Origin of the sequence: methane-oxidizing endosymbiont of Gigantopelta aegis, assembly GCF_016097405.1 — a bacterium.
Classification (GTDB): Bacteria; Pseudomonadota; Gammaproteobacteria; order Methylococcales; family Methylomonadaceae; genus Methylomarinum.
On the sequence record NZ_JAEHGD010000001.1, the window covers coordinates 1,708,831 to 1,729,380 of the forward strand.

Annotated in this window: 14 protein-coding genes and 1 pseudogene; 5 read left to right on the forward strand and 10 right to left on the reverse strand. The window is 44.5% G+C overall.

Features of this window, described 5'->3' with window-relative positions; genetic code table 11:
• Window positions 1-32 precede the first annotated feature (32 nt).
• The 9 genes from ftsH to glgB all read right to left on the reverse strand — a co-directional run bounded on the left by ftsH (window position 33) and on the right by glgB (window position 14,034).
• The gene (gene ftsH, locus JEU20_RS08615; RefSeq protein WP_198245026.1) at window positions 33-1,937 is read right to left on the reverse strand and encodes an ATP-dependent zinc metalloprotease FtsH; all 1,905 of its coding nucleotides are present in this window, start codon (window positions 1,935-1,937) and stop codon (window positions 33-35) included.
• A gap of 202 nt (window positions 1,938-2,139) precedes the next feature.
• Window positions 2,140-2,733, reverse strand: a complete 594-nt coding sequence (locus tag JEU20_RS08620; protein ID WP_198245029.1) for a CDP-alcohol phosphatidyltransferase family protein — start codon at window positions 2,731-2,733, stop codon at window positions 2,140-2,142.
• A gap of 73 nt (window positions 2,734-2,806) precedes the next feature.
• Window positions 2,807-3,715 (reverse strand): fatty acid desaturase, encoded by a 909-nt coding sequence (locus tag JEU20_RS08625; RefSeq protein WP_214657295.1) that lies wholly within the window; start codon window positions 3,713-3,715, stop codon window positions 2,807-2,809.
• Window positions 3,716-3,833: 118 nt separating this feature from the next.
• On the reverse strand, window positions 3,834-5,984 hold the full coding sequence (locus JEU20_RS08630) for an iron-containing redox enzyme family protein (protein WP_198245032.1): 2,151 nt from the start codon (window positions 5,982-5,984) through the stop codon (window positions 3,834-3,836).
• Window positions 5,959-7,731 carry a carbamoyltransferase family protein gene (locus tag JEU20_RS08635; protein ID WP_198245033.1) on the reverse strand — a complete coding sequence of 591 codons (1,773 nt, stop codon included), beginning with the start codon at window positions 7,729-7,731 and terminating at the stop codon, window positions 5,959-5,961. The genes JEU20_RS08630 and JEU20_RS08635 overlap by 26 nt, the downstream gene beginning before the upstream one ends.
• 2 nt (window positions 7,732-7,733) lie before the next feature.
• Complete coding sequence (locus JEU20_RS08640) at window positions 7,734-9,371, reverse strand: B12-binding domain-containing radical SAM protein (protein ID WP_198245036.1); 1,638 nt, start codon at window positions 9,369-9,371, stop codon at window positions 7,734-7,736.
• Window positions 9,372-9,619: 248 nt separating this feature from the next.
• Entirely contained in the window at window positions 9,620-10,408 is a 789-nt protein-coding gene (locus JEU20_RS08645; RefSeq protein WP_198245038.1) for a hypothetical protein, read from the reverse strand.
• Window positions 10,409-11,842, reverse strand: a complete 1,434-nt coding sequence (gene glgA, locus JEU20_RS08650) for a glycogen synthase GlgA (RefSeq protein ID WP_198245040.1) — start codon at window positions 11,840-11,842, stop codon at window positions 10,409-10,411.
• Between the two features lie 11 nt (window positions 11,843-11,853).
• Entirely contained in the window at window positions 11,854-14,034 is a 2,181-nt protein-coding gene (glgB, locus tag JEU20_RS08655; RefSeq protein WP_198245042.1) for a 1,4-alpha-glucan branching protein GlgB, read from the reverse strand.
• 248 nt (window positions 14,035-14,282) lie between these two features.
• On the opposite strand from glgB, the gene glgC reads away from it, so the two are divergent.
• The 5 genes and pseudogenes from glgC to malQ all read left to right on the forward strand — a co-directional run bounded on the left by glgC (window position 14,283) and on the right by malQ (window position 19,565).
• Window positions 14,283-15,557, forward strand: a complete 1,275-nt coding sequence (gene glgC, locus JEU20_RS08660) for a glucose-1-phosphate adenylyltransferase (protein WP_198245044.1) — start codon at window positions 14,283-14,285, stop codon at window positions 15,555-15,557.
• Window positions 15,547-15,717, forward strand: a pseudogene (locus JEU20_RS08665) (glycoside hydrolase); the annotation flags it as partial. The gene glgC and the pseudogene JEU20_RS08665, both read left to right, overlap by 11 nt.
• An 88-nt stretch (window positions 15,718-15,805) precedes the next feature.
• Window positions 15,806-16,555, forward strand: coding sequence for an IS5 family transposase (locus tag JEU20_RS08670; RefSeq protein ID WP_198243554.1), 750 nt, complete (start codon window positions 15,806-15,808; stop codon window positions 16,553-16,555).
• Window positions 16,485-18,089 (forward strand): glycoside hydrolase family 57 protein, encoded by a 1,605-nt coding sequence (locus JEU20_RS08675; RefSeq protein ID WP_245395223.1) that lies wholly within the window; start codon window positions 16,485-16,487, stop codon window positions 18,087-18,089. The genes JEU20_RS08670 and JEU20_RS08675 overlap by 71 nt, the downstream gene beginning before the upstream one ends.
• A gap of 12 nt (window positions 18,090-18,101) precedes the next feature.
• Window positions 18,102-19,565 (forward strand): 4-alpha-glucanotransferase, encoded by a 1,464-nt coding sequence (gene malQ / locus JEU20_RS08680; protein WP_198245046.1) that lies wholly within the window; start codon window positions 18,102-18,104, stop codon window positions 19,563-19,565.
• A 47-nt stretch (window positions 19,566-19,612) separates the two neighbouring features.
• Here the strand turns inward: malQ and JEU20_RS08685 are convergent, their stop codons facing one another.
• On the reverse strand, window positions 19,613-20,455 hold the full coding sequence (locus tag JEU20_RS08685; RefSeq protein ID WP_198245048.1) for a quinoprotein dehydrogenase-associated putative ABC transporter substrate-binding protein: 843 nt from the start codon (window positions 20,453-20,455) through the stop codon (window positions 19,613-19,615).
• Window positions 20,456-20,550 lie beyond the last annotated feature (95 nt).

Consider the following 20,550-nt stretch of genomic DNA (forward strand, 5'->3'; position numbering starts at 1 on the left):
GATTATCCGGGCTTTTTTTTGTGGGTGGGATTTTAAGTCGCCAACGGCCCTTGCTTGGGGATACTGCTATCCGTTTTTTCAGGGCTGGCTTCTTCAGTATTGCCATCAGTTGATGCCGGTGGCTCTGAATCTGGCTTGGGCGGGTCAATTTTTTCCCCTTTCATCAATTTGGCGATTTGATTTTTATCGATCGTTTCCCAATCCATCAGCGCTTGCGCCATATTATGCAGAATATCGATATGCTGTTTCAGGATATCTTCGGCGCGTTTGTAGTTGCGATCAATCAGGTTACGAATTTCGTCATCGATCATTTGTGCCATTTTTTCCGACATGGGTTTGGCTTGTGGGCCCATATAGCCTAAACCTTCACTTTCGCCATAATCCATTGGTCCTAAATTGTCAGAAAGCCCCCATTTTGTCACCATGTTACGTGCAATCTGGGTAGCGCGTTCAATATCATTCGATGCACCCGTGGTAATTTTATTTTTTCCGTAAATCAGAGCTTCGGCGATTCGGCCGCCAAACAAACTGGCAATCTGGCTTTCCAGTTTGTCTTTACTGGCACTGTATTGATCTTGTTCCGGTAAGAACATAGTAATCCCTAAAGCACCGCCACGAGGCATGATGCTGACTTTGTAAACCGGATCATGTTCAGGCATTAACTGTCCGACAATGGTATGTCCCGCTTCATGGTAGGCGGTCATCAACAAATCTTCCTTGCGCATGACCATACTGCGTTTTTCAGGACCCATCAGTAACTTGTCCCGTGCTTTATCCAGGTCTTCCATGGATACGATGCGTTTATTAGCGCGCGCCGCAAACAAAGCGCCTTCATTTAACAGGTTAGCGAGTTCAGCACCTGAAAAACCCGGTGTTCCACGCGCCAGGTCCCTCAGATTGACATCTTCTGCCAATGGGATTTTTTTGGCGTGAACCTTGAGAATTTGCTCCCGGCCTTTGATATCGGGCAGATTGACAGTAATTTGACGGTCAAAACGTCCTGGTCTGAGTAGAGCCTTATCCAACACATCGGCACGGTTAGTCGCTGCAATGACGATAATGCCTTCATTGCCGCTGAAACCATCCATTTCGACCAATAATTGGTTTAAGGTTTGTTCGCGTTCATCGTTGCCACCGCCCATGCCAGAGCCACGATGGCGACCGACGGCATCGATTTCATCAATAAAGATAATACATGGCGCACGTTTTTTGGCTTGTTCAAACATGTCGCGGACACGAGAGGCGCCGACACCGACAAACATTTCAACAAAATCAGAGCCCGAAATCGAGAAAAAAGGCACCTGAGCTTCCCCGGCAATAGCACGAGCGAGCAGGGTTTTACCAGTACCTGGAGGGCCGACCATCAGTACACCGCGGGGGATTTTGCCGCCCAATTTTTCATATTTAGCCGGGTCTTTCAGAAAATCAACCATTTCGGCGACATCTTCTTTGGCTTCTTCAACGCCAGCGACATCTTTGAATCCTACTTTAATCTGGTCTTCTTCCATCAATTTGGCGCGACTTTTGCCAAAACCCATTTGGCCGCCGCCATTTCCGGCTTGTTGACGACGCATAAAGTAAATCCAAACCGCAATCAACAGCAGCATAGGACCCCAGGACATGAAAAATTGCATCAGGGCGGAGGGCCGTTGTGGTTTGGCGACTTTTATTTTGACCCCATTGGCCAACAAGTCGTCAATCATATGGGCGTCATCCGGGTTGTAGGTCGTAAACCGTTCGCCATTGGTGCGACGACCTTTGATTTCTTCACCATCGATGGTGACTTCGGAAATGGCTCCACTCCGCACGTCTTCGATAAAGTCAGAGTAGGAGAGGGCGTAATTTCTTTCATAGGATGGCGATGTTCGATTGAACATGGCAACCGCAACAACGACAATCACTGTCAGTACAAAAATCCTTGTGATGTGTGATTTCATGCCTAAACCTCTTTAGTAGCAATAATACTCAATCTCATTTGTCCTCTTTTCAGGAGGATAAGTTCAATTTTGTTTAAAATGGATAAATTACCTTTATTCTATACTAAATGAGTCTTGAATAACGGCTATTTAGCCTTTAGAGTCTTTAAACTACCCTGTTCATCCATGAAAATTTATGGATGAACAGGGTAAAAGCGCGACATCATTTCTTAGGTTTAGATGAATGATGTTGCCACCACCAATGCCAAAGCGAACGGACATCGTATTGTAAGCGAGGTAAAATCAAAGTAAGCGCAATTTGCTCTACGGCGGCTAAAATATACAGGAAAACCGATAGCCGGAAGGGCCAGGCAATATCGAATAGAAACAATGGAAATAAAGACAGGCCAATAGTGGCCGCAGCCGCTTTAGACAACCAGGTATGATAGCCGGTATAGGTGTCAAATTTTACGGTGGCAATTGTCGCAGGAACTAAATAACAGGCTAAAATGATGTAGAGATAGCGATCTTCCCGATGAACAATGTCGGGCCATAGCCACCAACTACCAAATCCGATGGTCAGGTAAATCACTAAATCGGCCCAAGTATCCAGCATGGCACCGAAAGGGCTGCTGAGTTTCATCACGCGGGCCACCAATCCGTCCAGAATATCACTTATAAAGGCAATGGCCAAAATAAACATGAAAGCATCGCCATAACCGTGCCAAGCGAGCCAAAGCATGACCGGCGCCATAATGAAACGAGAACAGGTGAGCATATTAGGCACAGTGTATAGGGCTGAAATTTTGGCTTTCATGATGTTGAGTCCTGAAAAAAGCGGTTCATAAGCTGCAATCACATGAATGTGCTTCCGCCCCTTGCTATTGCTGTCACAAATTCTGCTTTAAAATGGCTAACGATCTCTGACGATACCGGGCGTTGTTCAGTTTTACCCATAAATTAGTGACAAAATAACCGTAGGGCATTTTGGGGCCATTTGAAATATGAGGTGTTTTATAAAAGGGTAATGTTGCATTTTGGTGATGGCCAATATGGTTGTCCAGGCCAATGAGCGCATAATGGCTAAAGCTTGAAACATTGACCCAAGCTAGGCTGGCACAGGAGTTGTCGTGTAGCAACCCCCAGTGTTGATAATAATTGATGGTTTCCAATAAACGTACACCAGACAGCGCTTGGTAGAGAAAAACAAACCCCGCAGTCCATCCAAAATAAAACAGGATGAAAATCAGAAAAACAGCTTCGAAAAGCAAGCCGTGAAAGACGCGGTTATTCATAAATCGCAGTGCTGTAGGGGGGGGATTTTTCAAGCGGTTTTGTTCGTAACGCCAGGCAAAATTGAAATTTTGACGATACACTCTTTGCCAATAATGGTTGAAATCTTCATTCAAGCGGGCTGTGGCAATATCATCTTGTGTTGCGACATTAGGGTGATGCGCATAAAGGTGACTGATTATAAAATGTTCATAACAGACGGTGCAGAGCAACATTTTCCCTAACAATCGGTCATATTTATTGCGGCGATGAATAAGTTCATGCGCGACGATGATGGCGGAGCTTCCTGAACTGGTGCCCACTAAAATGCGCAGGACGATAATATTGACCAGAGTATTTGCAATAGTTTGAATAGAGTGCCACTGTAATTGACTGGCATAATGCAGCATTAAACCGATAATAAAAAAATGCAGCATTGCCAAGGTATAGAGAATAGCCTTATAAAAACTTTCTGGCGCTGGAGTTTCAGTATTATCGGTTGAGATGGCGGGGCTTAACCAATCCATTAAAATAATTATCCATAATGGTAATGTCCACAGCATAGCGGCCAGTGCAGTGTGTGGGCCCGTTATCAAAAAAACAGTGACACTGAGTGGAAAAATAAAACTGAAGAGATATTTTAAGTCATTTAACATGCCGAGCATTTTGCAACGTGATAATCTTTTTAAGCCCATAGAAAATAGGGAGCTGTAATTTAAAGCGCCAGCCAACTAGGCGTAAACACGCATATCCTGTCCAAATGCGTCGCCAATGACGATCAACCTCCGCCGCTTGAGAAGACTTTCGTAATATTTCATCCAAGTATAACTGAATGGCTTGCTGTGCTTGAAATGTATGACCTGATGCAGCATTGTCGATACTAATATGTACCATGGCAATGCGAGGGTCGATGTTCCAATAACGCCACTCATCCACCAGTTTGAGGTAACCTTTGCCAAGTCCACTAAGTTCAATTGCCATGTTAAGTCCCAGTAATTCGGGTAAAAAACGGCCGGAAAAACTGGCAAGCGCCAGCATAAAAACTGGTAAGTCAAAAGCACTGTCAATAAACCCCTGATGATTGCTGAAAGCCTGACTGTGTACCGGCGGCAATTTGATGGATAGGCTTTCTAATAAATGCTGAAAAATAGTCGGGTGATTTTGTTCCAATTGGCCATTGCCGAGTTCATCATCATAAATACGAAACAGGATTTCGCTAATTTCAGGGTAAGCGGCTTGCAGGCGTAAGCTGTTTTGCAACCAGCAGCCATCAATCAAAATCATAGGGGCAATTTGCTCAATACCCCAGATATAAGCTGGTTTGGAGATTTTAGGGGTTCCGTGCAGAGGCCGGTAGGCGTCAACTTCGCGGCGATAACAGGATTCAATATACGCATCAAAACGGGCATGATCAAAATGTTTGAACGGACTGATGTTGAATAGTGTGCAATAACGAAGTCGCCGGGATAACCATTTTTCGACAAGCGGTTGTCTATCCGGGGTAAGGTCAAGGTTTATCAGCTTATGATACAAAGCTCGGTTAGTTAATGATGGCGGCTGTTTTTTAAGCTGTCGAGATGACATGATGGGCTTAGGTGATATGTAGGGGGGTATGGGACGATCGGCAGACTGATTTTTAAGCCATTTCCGCCATAATTCTTGTTCGGATGCCGTAAAAACCCCATGCATGGGCCCCTTAAATGTAAAGAGTTGTAATAATCGACTGTTTTCCGGGTGATTTTGGTCGACATAAGGGGACTGGCGGAGAGCCTTTAAAAAATCGTCTGTATTTTCTGGCAGCCCATGCAACCATTGTTCTAAGGGAATACCCTGTAATTCAATGCCGGTGTGATGTCCGAATGCGGCGGGTAATTTTCTTTGCAGCATTTGGCCGAGTTGTTCTGCGACAGATAAGGGTTGAGAAAAGAAATGGTTTAATTGATTTCGACAATCGTTTAATGCCTGCGGGTAAAGATGGAATCCTTGTTGAATACGAGACCATAACAGCGGCCTGTCTTTAATAAACAGCGTCAAATAGGATTGAATAGTTTGTTGTATTTTGGCAATGGCCTTTTGTTTACGCTTTTGATGTAAATTGAAAAAAGGGGCATTGGTTTTGAAGTCAGGGTGACAAATGTTGATTAAGTTAGGTGTTTGACAATAAGCCAATGTAAAGCCCAATATTTCAGGGAATAACAGTCGTGGGAAAAAGCCTAAGGCAAGCTGTATCGTGGCAAGGTCAATCATGACCGATAGTACATCATGGTGCCGATCGAATGACTGATGCAGAATACGAGCAGATTGGCGGCCTGTCGTTTCCAATAATGCGCGACAGGATGGTAATAAATCAGCATGGCCGGATGCATTGAAACAAAGCTGCTTATAAACGGCCTGCATTTGCAGGTTGAATTGTATTTGGCTACAACTGGCCGGGCAAATGTTTTGCAACCAGGTTAATTGTGTCAGAAGAATTGGTGCCGACTGGTGCAAGGTTTCCTGTTGAAACAAAGCGTTATGAAATTTGGATGGTAACGGAGGAATGGGTTTTATGGATAAGGTGTTGATTTTTCGATCGGTGTATGTCGATTGCAGGGACTTTACTTCGGCCGACTTGAGTGCGTTGCGTAGAAAATGCCAAGCGGTTGTCAGTGTACTGAGATCGACTTCCGTATGTTGCAGCAGATAGAATAAATTTTGGCTATCTAAGGCTAAGGCCGTTTCGTTGGATAGGCGATTAAAAATATTATCCTCCAGGCTGAGGTTTTGTGGATCAAGCGGGTGGTCTGTCGTTTTCATCACAAGGCTTAGTGATTAAATAATCGTTGATAACAATGGCGTCAAGCCCACTGGTCATAAAAACAGCGAGAGCGTCTTCAAGCGTATGGACTAAAGGTTTACCCATGATATTGAAGCTGGTGTTCAATACCATTGGAATTCTAGTGTGTTGATAAAAACACTGTATTAAGTGATAAAACTTTGGATTCCAGGCCTCTTTTACGGTTTGTAGTCGGGCGCTGCCGTCAACATGGCAGACTGCGGCGATGCTTTGTTGGCGTGATGGTTTAATGCGCAAGGTTTTATCCATATAGGGTGATTCTTGATAGTCCATGAAAAAATCTTCAGCATGTTCGTGCAGCACAGAGGGGGCAAATGGACGGAAAGATTCGCGAAATTTAATGTGCTGATTAATTTTATCCTTCATTTGTGCCGACCTGGGGTCGGCCAAGATTGAACGGTTGCCCAATGCTCTAGGGCCAAATTCTGCGCGGCCCTGTATCCAGCCGATAAGTTGTCCTTGGCTCAAGCGCTGGGCGGTTTTTTCACAAATGCTATCGGGCAAATATTGAACAGTCAGGCCGCGCTGATATTGGCAAAATTTTTCAATGCTGGTATTTGAAATTGAAGAACCAAGATAGGGCGTCAGTGGGTCGGAATTAATGCGCATGGGGTTGTGGGTGGGTGAATCTTGCACCAAAGCAAGCCAGGCCGCGCCTAAGGCAGTGCCATCATCGGCTGGCGCCGACGGGATAAAGATATTTTCGAAGGCTGTACGGGGTTTTATTTGTCCATTAAAAGCTGAATTGAGGGCACACCCGCCGGCTAATACCAGTTTTTTCTCCCCCGTTTTGTGTTGCAGATGCTGTAGTAGTTGCGCCATCAATTCAGCAAAAAAGTATTGGCCGGTATAGGCCAGGTTGGCAGCCTGCTCAGGCGATTGATCGGGTGTGCGGCGAAAAGCGGTGAGTTTTTCCAAATTGCGGAATAAATGGCGATTGCTGTGTGTGCATTTAAATCCTTGCAATGTAATGGTCGATTTTAATAACTCATATAAAGCGCGATCGAGATGCCCATAAGGGGCTAAGCCCATTACCTTCCATTCCTCGCCCTTGAGCCAGTTAAAACCACATAATTCAGTGATTTTCATATAATAGAAACCTAGACTGCCAGGGCCTTTGGATTCAAATATCGGTGAAAGTGTTTGATTGTTATAGTGATAAAACGCCATTGCACCTTTTTCACCAAAAGAATCGATGATGGCACAAGCCGCCGAAGAAAAGGGACTGCTATAACATGCTGCCGCGGCATGAGTAAGATGGTGTGGAAAATCATGAAAACGGATTCGGCAAGCGGGATAATGTTCGGCAAGAATACGGGTTAAATTAAGCGCGGCTGCGTGTATATGATGGCGCTGACAGGCAATCATATGATGCAATTGATAATTGGGCAGCGGTGAGCGCAGTTTTTTAAGGCCGGTTTTTAATAAGCCCGGGGCCTGCAAGCCACCTAATAGCATGATTATATTTTCATATAACGGCCGCTTTCTTTGCCAATTGATGGCAATGACAAAGTCATCGCCATCCGGGCAATATTGGGCCAGGATGTCTTGAATATGAATTAAAGGGTCTGGCTGACAGTTCAGTGCGCGCTTGTGTTGTAAATATCGTTCACTTGCCTCGGCAAAGACCACATGGCCGTCACTATCTACGATCGCCAGTGCTGGATCATGATAGGTGACAGATAGGCCAATGTAATAACGTGTCATCTTTATGACCGCCGCTGCATTTGTTGCCAGGATTGTTTTTGTTGCGCATGATAGTGTCTAGTGCTGATGGCAAGACGCTGTGCTTTTACCTGGCTGCTGAAATGTGTAAATTGCGCACATAAAGAGAAATACTCCGCCAGAATGGTTGTAAAAATGCGGCGGTCTTTATTTGATTTATGATGAGCGATTATCAGGGCCTGGGGTAAATAGCGCCAGAAAAATCGGGCATTTTTACCACTTAAGATACGATAAAGGTATTTTATCTGGCCTTGGCGATTACGATATTGGCTTTGTAGCGTCGGGTCAATCAATTGCAGATGGCGTAAGACGCGCTTGAAATAGGCTGCGGGTCGATAGATTGCTTCCACAATTTGTAAATAATTTAGCTCGGCTTGCTGTACAGACAAATGATTGGGAATAAAATTAATTACCGCATCGGAATTATTGCCGCTGCTGGGTTGAATGTAGCGCTGTTGTTGTTTTAAACGCACCAGTAATGGCGTATGAGGTAATGCATTGAGCAGTCCAGCCATGACAATGGGGGCATGACTGGCATTGATGAAGTCTATAAATTCCTGCACTGTTTCCTGATCGTCATGATCAAATCCATAAATCATTCCCATCATGACACCGGAGCCGGTTTGTTCGCTGATAAAACGTAATTTATCGAGCAATGATGTGTTGCCGCGAAGATTTTGTTTTTTCTGTGTTTCCAATAACGAGGCGGTATTCGGTGACTCCACCCCGTAAAAGCCATTGATAAAATGCGCTTTTCGAAACCAATGTCGCAATTTAGCCATGATTGCTGTGTCATCGGCCAATCGCAGGGTTAATTCGGTATATTTAGGGTGGTGATAACCAATTTCTTCACCGATTTTATGAAGGTTTTTCAAGACTAACAGCGTTTTTTTGGGGTGACCGATAAAATTATCATCTACAATAAAGACCTGGCCATACCAGCCTAACTGTTTTAACTGACGAAACGAATGCGCTGTTTTTTCCCAGGGCGTAACACGGAACGCTTTACCGAAACGACTGGGAATATCACAAAACTCACATTTTTCAGGACACCCCCGGCTGATTTGTACGGCCATATGGATATAATTATCAAGCTTTATGGAAGAATAATCCGGCTGAAAAAAATCCTCTGCTGGTCCGGGCGTTCCGCGATAATATTGATGGTTTTTCCCTTGGCTTAAATTGAGCATCAGTGCGTCCATGATGCTTTCGGCCTCGTTTTCTACTAGGTGGTCGGCAAATAGCTTCAATTTGGAGTCGGGCGTTACGGCCGTTCCGCCAAGAATCACTATCTTGCCCATCCGTTTGCTGATTTTTGCCAGTTCTAACAGATTGTTTTGTTGCGCCGCCATGCCGCCGATAAAAATATGATCGGCATCGTCAATCAGCTGATCTAAAGGGCGTGGGTCAATATTCTTATCAATCAGCTGTATGTTGTGGTAGTACGGTTTTAAAAAGCGGTACAGTCCCATTAGGCCGAGGGGGGGTAACAGTCTTTTTGGCAATCCAAATTCACTACTCGGCATATAGCGACTTAAACTATAACCATAGCTCCAGAATGTATTTTGATTATCAAACTCTGGATAAATGAGTACAGCCTTATTGGCAATGATTGTATTCATGAAACGATCGACCTGAGTAAAGGGTAATTCAATGATTACCTATTCTCTTTTATAAGCCGTTAAGGCTGATCGGGTCAAGGTATTCAGGTTCAGGGAGTATTCAAAATAATATTTCGATAGAGATATAACTTCAATATCAATAGCTTGACTATAAGCGGGTGGCTTTATCAATGAAGATATTACTGTCGCAGAAATGCGCTAAAAGGGCGGCTGAAAAGACGTGAAATAGTGTGCTCTGATACGGTCTATCAGGGTAATTTTTCCACTTTTACAAAGATTTTAAGTTGAGTTTGCCCTGTGCTTCTTGAGTGGCGTAGAAATCCATTTTGTTGGGCAGTATCAGAGGATGATATTTCACCAATCGCTATCCATTGACCTGCTGGAACAATTAGAGTGGTTGCCGCTTCCTGGGTGGAAATGCTTTGATTGTTTTCAAAATGGTCGCGCCAAGGGCGGATGCTCAACTGTATTTTATCGCCAGACATCTGTGGGGTGACACTAAAACCGGTCGTGATTTCTAGCCACTGGGTATCAACATCATAAGATGCTAGGTAATCACGATTACGCCAGAGCCTTAGGCGATAAAAAGGGCGGTTTTCTCCGCTTTTGATGAAAGCCGGTTTGCCTTCTAGTGTGCGCAGGGTTTGTATGCTGTTATGACGATTCAGGGATTGGGTATCGCCGTATTTCCCATGCAGATAACGACTCTCCGTAGAGAGATGTCCCTGCAAACTAGCTTCGAGCTGTTCGCTTGATTGGGCGCGACTTTGGGTGACGTAAATCATGAACTGGTTAAGCGGTGTGTCCAGTTTTTTGATCAGTGCTGATAAAGACGATAAGTTTTTAGGTCTGACTTTTAAAATCAAGCTGTCGTGAGCGGCAATGATCTGTTCGTTGTTTTCCAGCAAGGGAGCAATAATCGGTTGTATTGAGTTAGCCGGGCGATTTTTCAGCGTAATGATTTCCATCACGGTATCGGCACTGACACCGATACCGTAGGTGAAGCATAAAATAATGAGTAGAATAAAACGCTGCATTTACACGGTGTCGTAGAGCGCTTGATATTGCCGTGCGCTATTGGTCCAGGAAAAATCTTTTTTCATGGCGCTGCGCTGAATTTTTCGCCAGAGCGGTTTGTTGTCGAATAGAACCAGGCTGCGTTTAATGGCCTCAAGCAAGGCATCAGATTCTGGATGATTGAATGCAATGCCGGTTGCGGTTTCATTTTTTAAGCTTTCGGGCAATGCGTCTTCAATGGTGTCGGCCAAACCGCCAGTTTTACGAACAATGGGGATGGTGCCATAGCGTTGGCTGTACATTTGGTTAAGCCCACAGGGCTCAAAGCGCGATGGCATCAAAAATATATCGGAGCCTGCCTCGATCAGATGGGACAAGGCTTCATTATAGCCGATGGTGACGGCAATTTTTTCAGGATACAGGCGCGAAAATTCCTGTAAATTATATTCGACGCTTTTATCGCCACTGCCGAGCAGTACAAATTGTAAAGGCAGTTGAACCAGTTCTGTCAGGTTTTTAAGCATGAGGTCGATGCCTTTTTGCTCTACCAGGCGGCAGACCATGCCAAAGATTGGCACTGATTCATCTTCAGGCAGCTGCATTTGTTGCTGTAACTGGATTTTGTTGATGACTTTATCTTTGAGGCGGTGAGCCGAATAATGGCCTGGAATTAAGGGGTCGGTTTCGGGATTCCAATCGTCCATATCAATGCCATTGAGAATGCCGTGTAGCACATCATGACGGTGACTGAGTAAACCTTCAAGCCCATAACCAAATTCAGGGGTTTGAATTTCCTGAGCATAGGTCGGGCTGACCGTCGTTAAGATATCGGCAAATGCCAAACCGCCTTTTATGAATGACAGCATGCCATGATATTCAAGCGCTTCCGGGTGCCAAAGCTGGCCCGGTAAATTCAGTTGAGAGAAACTGCTGGCAGGAAACAAGCCCTGGTAGGCTAAGTTGTGAATGGTAAAAACGGAGGCGGGTGGTTGGCTTTCTAATGATAAAAATGCGGGTGCCAGCCCGGTTTGCCAGTCATTACAATGCACAATATCGGGTTGCCAATCCAGGTAAGCGCGATTCATGGCGACTTCGGTAATGATGCGACAAAACAAGGCAAAGCGCTCGGCAATATTGGGCCAGGGTATGCCGTGTTCATCCACATAAGGATTGCCCGGGTGATCAAAAAAAGGGCGATAGTCAACCAGCCACACTAAAACATTCGAATCGGGTAGTTGGGTTTCAAGAATATTGACTTCCCGATTATCGACACGAACCGTACAAATATAGCGCGGTTTGTCTTCTAGTGTTAAAGCCTGGTAGTTAGGCAGAATCAGTCTGATGTCGTGGCCGAGCTCAGCCAGCGCTTTAGGCAAGCTGCCGGCGACATCCGCGAGTCCACCGGTTTTAATCAAAGGATGTGCTTCAGATGTGGCAAACAGTATTTTTTTCATAAGGTTTAATCTTAAAGCTTGAGAATAATGCCACCTAAAGGCGGTAGTGTGACGGTAATGGAGTGATTTTGATTCATCCAGGGAACAGGCTCTGATAAGGCGACGGCATTACCGGTATTGCTCCCACCGTAATAACTGGAATCGGAATTGAATATTTCGATGTATTGGCCTTCTTCTGGTACACCGATACGGTATTGCTCTCGTACCAGCGGGGTAAAATTGAGAATAATGACTAAAAATTCCTGTTCTGTTTTACGCAAGTAACTGATAACCGATTGGTTGACATCATGACAGTCAATCCAGTCAAAGCCTTTAGCATCAAAGTCATATCGATTCAAAGCGGACTGTGTGCTGTAGAGTTTGTTTAAATCTTTAATCAGTGTTTTCATACCTTGGTGTTGTGGATAGTCCAGCACATACCAATCTAGCATCTGATTGAAATTCCATTCCGTGCCTTGCCCGAATTCCTGCCCCATGAATAAGAGTTTTTTACCTGGATAGGTGAACATATAGGTATAGAGTAAACGCAGGTTGGCAAATTTTTGCCATTCATCGCCCGGCATTTTATTCAGCATGGAGTTTTTGCCATGTACCACTTCGTCGTGCGAAAAAGGCAGGATAAAATTTTCCGAGAACGCATACAGCATGCCAAATGTGAGTTGGTCGTGATGATGTTTGCGATGGATCGGGTCCTGCTGCATATAGGACAGGGTGTCGTGCATCCAGCCCATATTCCATTTCATCGAAAATCCCAGGCCGCCGGTCCAGGTCGGACGTGTGACTTGTGGCCAGGAGGTGGATTCTTCAGCCATGATGACCGTGCCGGGAAGCTGTTCATGGGTGACTGTGTTTAGATGTCTTAAAAAGTCAATTGCTTCTAGGTTTTCATTACCGCCATATTGGTTAGGAATCCAGTCGCCTTCCTCGCGAGAATAATCCAGGTATAACATGGATGCGACCGCATCGACACGCAAGCCATCAATATGAAATTCTTCCAGCCAGAAAATAGCGCTGGCCAACAAAAAGTTGCTGACTTCATTGCGTCCAAAATTATAGATCAGCGTGCCCCAGTCACGGTGTTCACCTTTACGTGGATCCTCATGTTCATACAGGGCGGTGCCATCAAAGCGAGCGAGTGCAAATGAATCTTTTGGAAAATGCGCCGGCACCCAGTCCAGCATCACGCCAATACCATTTTGATGGCAATAATCCACAAAAAAGCGGAAGTCGTCGGGGGTACCAAAACGGCTGGTTGGGGCATAGTATCCGGTGGTTTGGTAGCCCCAGGACGCATCTAAAGGATGTTCGGTAATCGGCAGTAATTCAATATGGGTGAAACCGGTTTCTTTGACGTAATCAACCAGCTGTTTGGCCAGAGTACGGTAATTTAGAAAATTCCCTTGAGCATCCCGTTTCCATGAGCCTAAATGAACCTCGTAAATGGACATGGGTTCATGTTGCCAGTCAAATTTTTGCCTTTGACTGATCCATTGGGCATCATGCCAGGTGTAGTTATTTTCATCGGTGACGATGGCAGCCGTTTTAGGACGGAATTCAAATTGTTGTCCATAAGGGTCGGTCTTGACCAGAATTTCATCGCTGTAGCGATTTAAAATTTCAAATTTATAGAGTGCGCCTTCGGTTAAATTTGGGATGAAGAGTTCCCAGATGCCACTGCCGCCGAGGTTACGCATCGGATGGCAGCGGCCATCCCACTGATTGAAGTCACCTATGACACTGACGCGGCCAGCATTCGGTGCCCAAACAGCAAAATAGACACCATGAATATCATCAATCGTATGTAAATGGGCGCCTAATTTGCGATAAATATGCCAATGCTTGCCTTCACCAAACAGGTGTTGGTCAAATTCAGATAACACGGGGCCGAAGTCATACGGGTCATAATTGATATGATCATGGCCTTGTTTATCGGTCCAATGCAGTAGGTAATGTTCATCTTCATCCAGTGAGTCGGGGGCCTTGCAAATAAACAGGTCGGTGCCCTCAATACGCTTGAATTCCGGCCCTTTAGCGCCTAAACGAACCGTTTCGGCATGGGGCATGAATACGCGAATTAAATCTTGATTATTAACGGTATGCAAACCAAGAACCGAAAACGGATCATGATGCTTGGCATGGATTATTTTCAAGGTATCCGAATCGAGTAATGGGCCACTGATTTGCTTTTCCATGGGGTGCTGCCTCTGTTATAGGTGTTGTTATTAACTATGGATAGTACCAAATTCACTGGTTGGAATGAAATTTGTGTTAAGACTATTGTGAAAAGAGCCAGATTAGACAACAATAGGGCTGTAGCCCGTATTTTTATGACGGCTCAAGATATAAGCGCTTATCAAAGCACGACTTGTATTCTGAACGCCGAAATAAATTTATTGATTTAGGATACAATAAAAAAAAATAAACCTGTCAAGGGGGAAATATGTCGAACCATGGTAAGTCAACGGAACGTTTTGTCAGTCATCTCACCCGAAATACGATTGCCTTGATTTTAGCCGGTGGGCGAGGTTCTCGTTTAAAGGATATGACTAATTGGCGCGCTAAACCCGCCGTGCCTTTTGGTGGAAAGTTTAGAATTATTGACTTTCCTTTATCAAATTGCATGAATTCTGGTATTCGTAAAATCGGTATTTTGACGCAGTATAAAGCGGATTCTCTGATTCGGCATATTATGCAAGGTTGGGGGTTTTTGCGGGGTGAATTCGGTGAATATGTCGATTTAATGCCGGCGCAACAACGTCATTCAGAAAATGATTGGTATTTAGGTACCGCCGATGCTATCTATCAAAATATCGATATTTTACGGCATCGCAACCCGGAATTTATTTTAGTGTTGGCAGGTGATCATATCTATAAAATGGATTATGGCGCCATGTTGGCCGATCATGTGGCGAATAATGCAGATTTGACTATCGGCTGTCTTGAAGTTCCTCTGGAGGATGCCAAGGAGTTTGGTGTGATGCACGTTGATGATGAACGCCGCGTCATTGATTTTGTTGAGAAACCAGAAAATCCACCAGTCATGCCTGGTCGGATGGATACGGCATTAGCGTCGATGGGTATCTATGTGTTCAATGCTGGTTTTTTATTTGAACAATTAATCAAAGACGCCGATACCCCAGGGTCAAGCCGTGATTTTGGTAAAGATATTATTCCGGCAGTGATCGAAAAATACCGGGTGAATGCTTATCCTTTCCTTGATTTACAAGGCGGGCAAAGTTATTGGCGTGATGTGGGTACGATTGACGCCTATTGGAAAGCCAATATGGAATTGATTGGCGTAAAACCAGATTTGAATTTATATGATAAAACCTGGCCAATCTGGACTTATCAGGAACAAACACCGCCGGCAAAATTTGTGTTTGATGATGATGACAGGCGTGGACAGGCAATTGATTCGATGGTGTCGGGTGGCTGTATTGTCTCAGGCGCTAAGGTTAAGCATTCGTTGTTGTTTTCAAAAGTCAGAGTGAATTCATATTCATTGGTTGAAGATTCAGTTATTTTGCCGGAAGTCAATATTGGTCGCCATTGCCGAATCAAAAAAGCGATTGTTGAAAAAGGTTGCGATGTACCGGAGGGGACGATTATTGGCGAAAACAGAGCCGATGATGAAAGGCGTTTTCATGTCAGCCCAGGGGGAGTGGTGTTGGTGACGTCTGAAATGTTAGGCCAAAGACGCCATTATGTCCGGTAACAAAATAAGGTTGGTGTTGTGTTGGCACATGCACCAACCTGAGTACCGTGACCTCAGGACAGGGGAATATGTATTACCATGGACTTATTTGCATGCTATTAAAGATTATGTCGATATGGCAGCACATTTGGAGGCCGTTCCCGATGCACGAGCCGTTGTTAGGGGCTGTTGCCGTTTTGAAAATCCCCCTTGAAATTCAATAACTCCGCCACATAGATTGTTTATTTTGACTCAAAAACAAGCAAACTATGCCGCGACAAATGCTTACGGATGAACTTTGGGAGAAACTGAAGATAATTATGTTGAAAATGGGAATTTATGACAAACCTTGTCTTCGAAAAACAGTCGAAGGTATTTTTTATCGCTTGCGAGTAGGTTGTCCCTGGAGAGATTTACCCACGGCTTTTGGTAATTGGAATGCGGTATATAAACGATTCAATGACTGGTCTCGTAAAGAAAAACTGATGGGTATTTTTAACGCCCTGGTTGTTGACCCAGACCTGGAATGGGAATTTATTGATGGGAGTATTGTGAAAGCACATCAGCATAGTAGTGGTGCGGCCTGTGAACAAGAAACAGCGATAGGGAAATCTGTCGCCGGGAACACCAGTAAAATTCATATGGCCGTTGATGCCTGTGGTCTTCCTATTCATTTCTCAGTGACAGGCGGCGAAGTTCATGACTGTAAAGAAGCACCGAAATTAGTTGCAGAGCTCCCAAAAGGTGACTATATAGTTGCTGACAGAGGCTATGACAGTGAAGCATTACGTCTTCAAATTAAAGACAAAGGGGCTGTTCCTGTTATCCCAAGAAAAAAGAATTCAACTCGGGGAAATGATGAAATGGATTGGTGTCTCTACAAATATCGCCATCTCGTTGAAAATGTGTTTGCAAGACTTAAGCATTTCAGAGCGATCGCCACGCGATATGACAAACTCAAACGAAATTTTGAAGGCTCTATCGCTCTGGCTTGCGCCTTTTTATGGTTACCTATGTGAAATGGCAACAGCCCCTAATTTCTCGCCAATTTTAATCGAACAGATTCAGGGTTACAGTCAACAGCTTCAACATTATTTTGAATCGCATTCGCCGCCTAAAGATCCGTTATTAGCAGCCTTAGTCACAGAATTAGACGCGTTAGAACACGTAGAGCGACTTAAACTCATCGAGAATTGCCGAAAGGCCAATAAATTACGACAAATCGAGCGCTATTCAGCTTTTAAGCAATTATATGATATTTCGGAGTGTCTACTGGCGATGCCAGAAGCGGTTCGTTATATCAATCAGCAATTTCTAATTGATCTTGTCGTTTGGTATCACTTGGCCTGGTTGGGTGAAACGGTAAAGCGCAGTGATGAAAGAGTGCAAGCCTTGATCGAAAAAGGGAAGGATTTCTCAGCGGATGATCGACGCCTTTTATTGCAGATTATTCAGGATATATTGACGACTATTTTGCCACGTTATAAGGCATTGGCTGAACAGGGCAGCATTGAGCTTTCGGTGACGCCATATGCGCACCCTATCATGCCGTTGTTGTTAGATATCCATTCTACCCATGAGGCGATGCCAAATGCGCCATTACCGGACATTGACGGCTATCCCGGCGGGGAAGAGCGGGTAAGATGGCATCTTGCGCAAGGGTTGGAGTGTTTTGAACAAACTTTTGGGTTCAAGCCACAAGGTTGCTGGCCTTCAGAGGGCAGTGTGAGCCGGCGGACGTTGGAAATCTTGTCAGAGTTTGATTTTAAATGGACCGCATCAGGTGGGAATGTGTTGAGAAACAGTTTGAAGGCTTCGGGGCAAGAGACGCAATCGATTCACCATCCATTTAAACTGGAAGGTTTACCAATACAGTGTTTTTTCAGAGATGACGGCCTATCGGACTTGATCGGTTTTGAATACTCCAAATGGCATGCCGATCATGCGGTGAGCGATTTAGTCCATCATATCGAAAATATTGGACATTTTTTGAAACAGGATGGTGTCGTTTCGATCATTATGGATGGCGAAAACGCCTGGGAATATTTTCCTGAAAATGGCTATTATTTTCTGTCTGCGCTTTATCAGCGTCTGGCCGAGCATCCTGATATCACACTGACAACATTTTCCGAATGTTTGAAAAATAATGAGCCTGTCATGATGCTGGATAAACTGGTTGCCGGCAGTTGGGTGTATGGGACGTTTTCAACCTGGATTGGAGACCCTGATAAAAACCGGGGCTGGGAAATGCTAGCCGAAGCCAAGCATGTGTTTGATAAGGTTGTTGCAACAGGTCAGCTATCGGGCAAGCAGCGCGCCGAAGCTGAGAAGCAACTTGCTGTGTGCGAAGGTTCTGACTGGTTTTGGTGGTTTGGCGATTATAACCCAGGCGATGCTGTCAGCACTTTTGAGAAACAATTTCGATTAAATCTTAAAAACCTCTATCACTTTCTTTCTGTTGAGCCGCCAGACTATTTGTTTCATTCCTTTGCAACAGGAAGTGGCGCCCCAGATATGGGGGGCGCCATGCGTCGAGGAAGTGAAGAAGAATGAGTCAACATAACTATGAATGAACATCTGAAAAAGCGCCGGGCAGGCATTTTATTGCATATTACATCGCTACCAGGCGATGGCGAGAACGGTGTATTAGGCACGGAAGCGTTTAATTTTATCCATTTTTTACATGATACTGGCGTCACAGTCTGGCAAACTTTGCCTTTAGGTGTTCCACATGGAGACGGTTCGCCTTATCAATGTATGTCGGCCCATGCGGGTAATCCGGCTTTGATTGATTTATCGGATTTGGAGCAAAAAGGCTGGTTACAGCCCTCGCAACGTAGTTTTGATGGCTGGCATGATCATCAACTGATGACATTGGCATACCAGGGTTTTTTGGAGCTGGCTGATAAAGATGCGCAACAAGCGTTTAAGCAGTTTTGTGAAGATAAAGCCTTTTGGCTGGATGATTTTGCCTTGTTTTATGCTCTACATGATGAATTTAACCAGCAAAGCTGGAATACCTGGCCTGAACCTTTAAAACAGCGTCACCCCCGCGCATTAGCGGCCGCCCGGAAACGTCTGCAGGCCATGCTCGAGGTGATTAAATTTGAGCAATTCATTTTTTTCTCGCAGTGGAAAAAATTAAAGCAATGCGCAAATGAACACGGTATTTTGTTATTTGGCGATATTCCTATTTTTGTCGCCTATGACAGCGCCGATGTCTGGGCTAATCGTGCTGCATTCAAGTTGAATGAAGAGGGTGAAATGGTGGTTGTGGCTGGGGTGCCGCCGGACTATTTCTCGGAATTTGGTCAGCGCTGGGGCAATCCACATTATGCCTGGGCTTATCATGTTGAAACCGGTTTCAAATGGTGGTTAGAACGTATTCAAACCCAGAATGAATTATTTGATATTTTGCGTATTGATCATTTTCGGGGGTTGGAATCGGCTTGGGAAATTCCGGCTAATGAAGATACCGCAGTTAATGGGCAATGGGTCGAAGCGAGAGGTGATAAATTATTACGTGCTATTAGTCAACACTATCCCGATTTAGCTTTGGTTGCCGAAGATTTAGGGATTATTACCGATACGGTGGAAAAATTACGGGATGATTTTGAATTGCCCGGGATGAAAATTCTACAGTTTGCATTTGGCAACGGTGCTGGAAATCCGTATTTACCTCACAACTGCGTTCCAAACAGCGTCATTTACACAGGCACACATGATAATGATACTACTTTAGGCTGGTTTAATCGCTTATCGGATGGCGAAAAACATCGTATTTATGAGTATCTTGGTTTTTCTCAAACGACGATGCCTTATACCTTGATTGGAACGGCGTTCGCATCTGTGTCGAGCCTGGCTGTGATTCCGATGCAGGATATTTTATGCCTAGACTCTGATTGTAGAATGAATATTCCAGGGACGATAGAGGGTAACTGGCGTTGGCGCTTTTCCTGGGATCAACTGACCGATGAATATGCCGGGCGGTTAAAGCATCTGATTGGGTTATTTGGCAGGAATTTGTAGCACCGACTATGGTTGGGCATAAGCGGTGCTACAAAATGCTTCAAGCTTCAATCGTCATCATGTCGGCGCGATTGTTTGGGGATGGGTAATACCGGAATATGGTAGCTTTCGATAATTTGAATGATTTCCTCTGAATTTTTGTCGATGAGGCGTTCTAACATGGCTTTTCTGTCGTTATCACCATAACGAACCGCCATACTCATTGAAAAATCAAATTTTATATCCGGTGTTGATTGCATAGGCAGGACAATATAGCTGCCTTCCGGGCTCTTAGATGTGATATAACCGGATAACGGACCCCACAAAATTACCATATCGATTTTTCCAGCTCTCAGGTCTTTTTCAATTTGCATGGCGACATTGTTCTCATCGTCACCCGTCATACTCTGATAGGGAATGCCTTGGTCCAGTAAACCTATTTTTTGTAGCCAGGCTGTCCCAGGGCCTCGGTCAAACATGGCGATTTTCATGCTTTCAATTTTTTGCAGTGGTTGATCGGCCAGTTGTTCAGGCGAGGTGATGTGATCCCAACCGCGTCCTTTGGCAATGACTAGCGTATAAGTTGAATGGAAATAGGGTTTAGTCGTCTTAGCAAAATCAAATCCGGCCGGAACACCCATGACAACATCACATTTAAATTGGTCGGTTCCTTCAATTTCGGATTTTAGTGTGTTACGAATAAAGCCGATTCGTTGTGGAAACCAGTAATATTCCAGTTCCTGACCGAGTTGCTCGGCAAACAATTGTGCAATCTTGTTTTCATACCCGGTTTGTTCTTTGGTCGAGTAGGGCGGATTGAGCGGGTCGGCGCAGACACGGAATTTTTCCGCAGCATTCACCGAAAAACTATAAATAAACAGAAATAAGAAAAATAGTTGTGTTCGAAACATATTTAAAGAATGAATAAAAGTTAATGATAAGGGTAACGATACCATTAACTGACAGACAAGCTAAATAAAAAGTTCGATGCGCACTAAATCCGAGA

Coding starts and splice junctions, on each gene's coding strand:
- JEU20_RS08685 (WP_198245048.1), bottom strand. CDS start 20,455: ATGTTTCGAACACAACTATTTTTCTTATTTCTGTTTATTTATAGTTTT.
- JEU20_RS08670 (WP_198243554.1), top strand. CDS start 15,806: ATGCCGCGACAAATGCTTACGGATGAACTTTGGGAGAAACTGAAGATA.
- glgC (WP_198245044.1), top strand. CDS start 14,283: ATGTCGAACCATGGTAAGTCAACGGAACGTTTTGTCAGTCATCTCACC.
- JEU20_RS08675 (WP_245395223.1), top strand. CDS start 16,485: ATGACAAACTCAAACGAAATTTTGAAGGCTCTATCGCTCTGGCTTGCG.
- glgA (WP_198245040.1), bottom strand. CDS start 11,842: ATGAAAAAAATACTGTTTGCCACATCTGAAGCACATCCTTTGATTAAA.
- JEU20_RS08645 (WP_198245038.1), bottom strand. CDS start 10,408: ATGCAGCGTTTTATTCTACTCATTATTTTATGCTTCACCTACGGTATC.
- ftsH (WP_198245026.1), bottom strand. CDS start 1,937: ATGAAATCACACATCACAAGGATTTTTGTACTGACAGTGATTGTCGTT.
- JEU20_RS08630 (WP_198245032.1), bottom strand. CDS start 5,984: ATGAAAACGACAGACCACCCGCTTGATCCACAAAACCTCAGCCTGGAG.
- JEU20_RS08635 (WP_198245033.1), bottom strand. CDS start 7,731: ATGACACGTTATTACATTGGCCTATCTGTCACCTATCATGATCCAGCA.
- malQ (WP_198245046.1), top strand. CDS start 18,102: ATGAATGAACATCTGAAAAAGCGCCGGGCAGGCATTTTATTGCATATT.
- JEU20_RS08620 (WP_198245029.1), bottom strand. CDS start 2,733: ATGAAAGCCAAAATTTCAGCCCTATACACTGTGCCTAATATGCTCACC.
- JEU20_RS08625 (WP_214657295.1), bottom strand. CDS start 3,715: ATGGATTGGTTAAGCCCCGCCATCTCAACCGATAATACTGAAACTCCA.
- glgB (WP_198245042.1), bottom strand. CDS start 14,034: ATGGAAAAGCAAATCAGTGGCCCATTACTCGATTCGGATACCTTGAAA.
- JEU20_RS08640 (WP_198245036.1), bottom strand. CDS start 9,371: ATGAATACAATCATTGCCAATAAGGCTGTACTCATTTATCCAGAGTTT.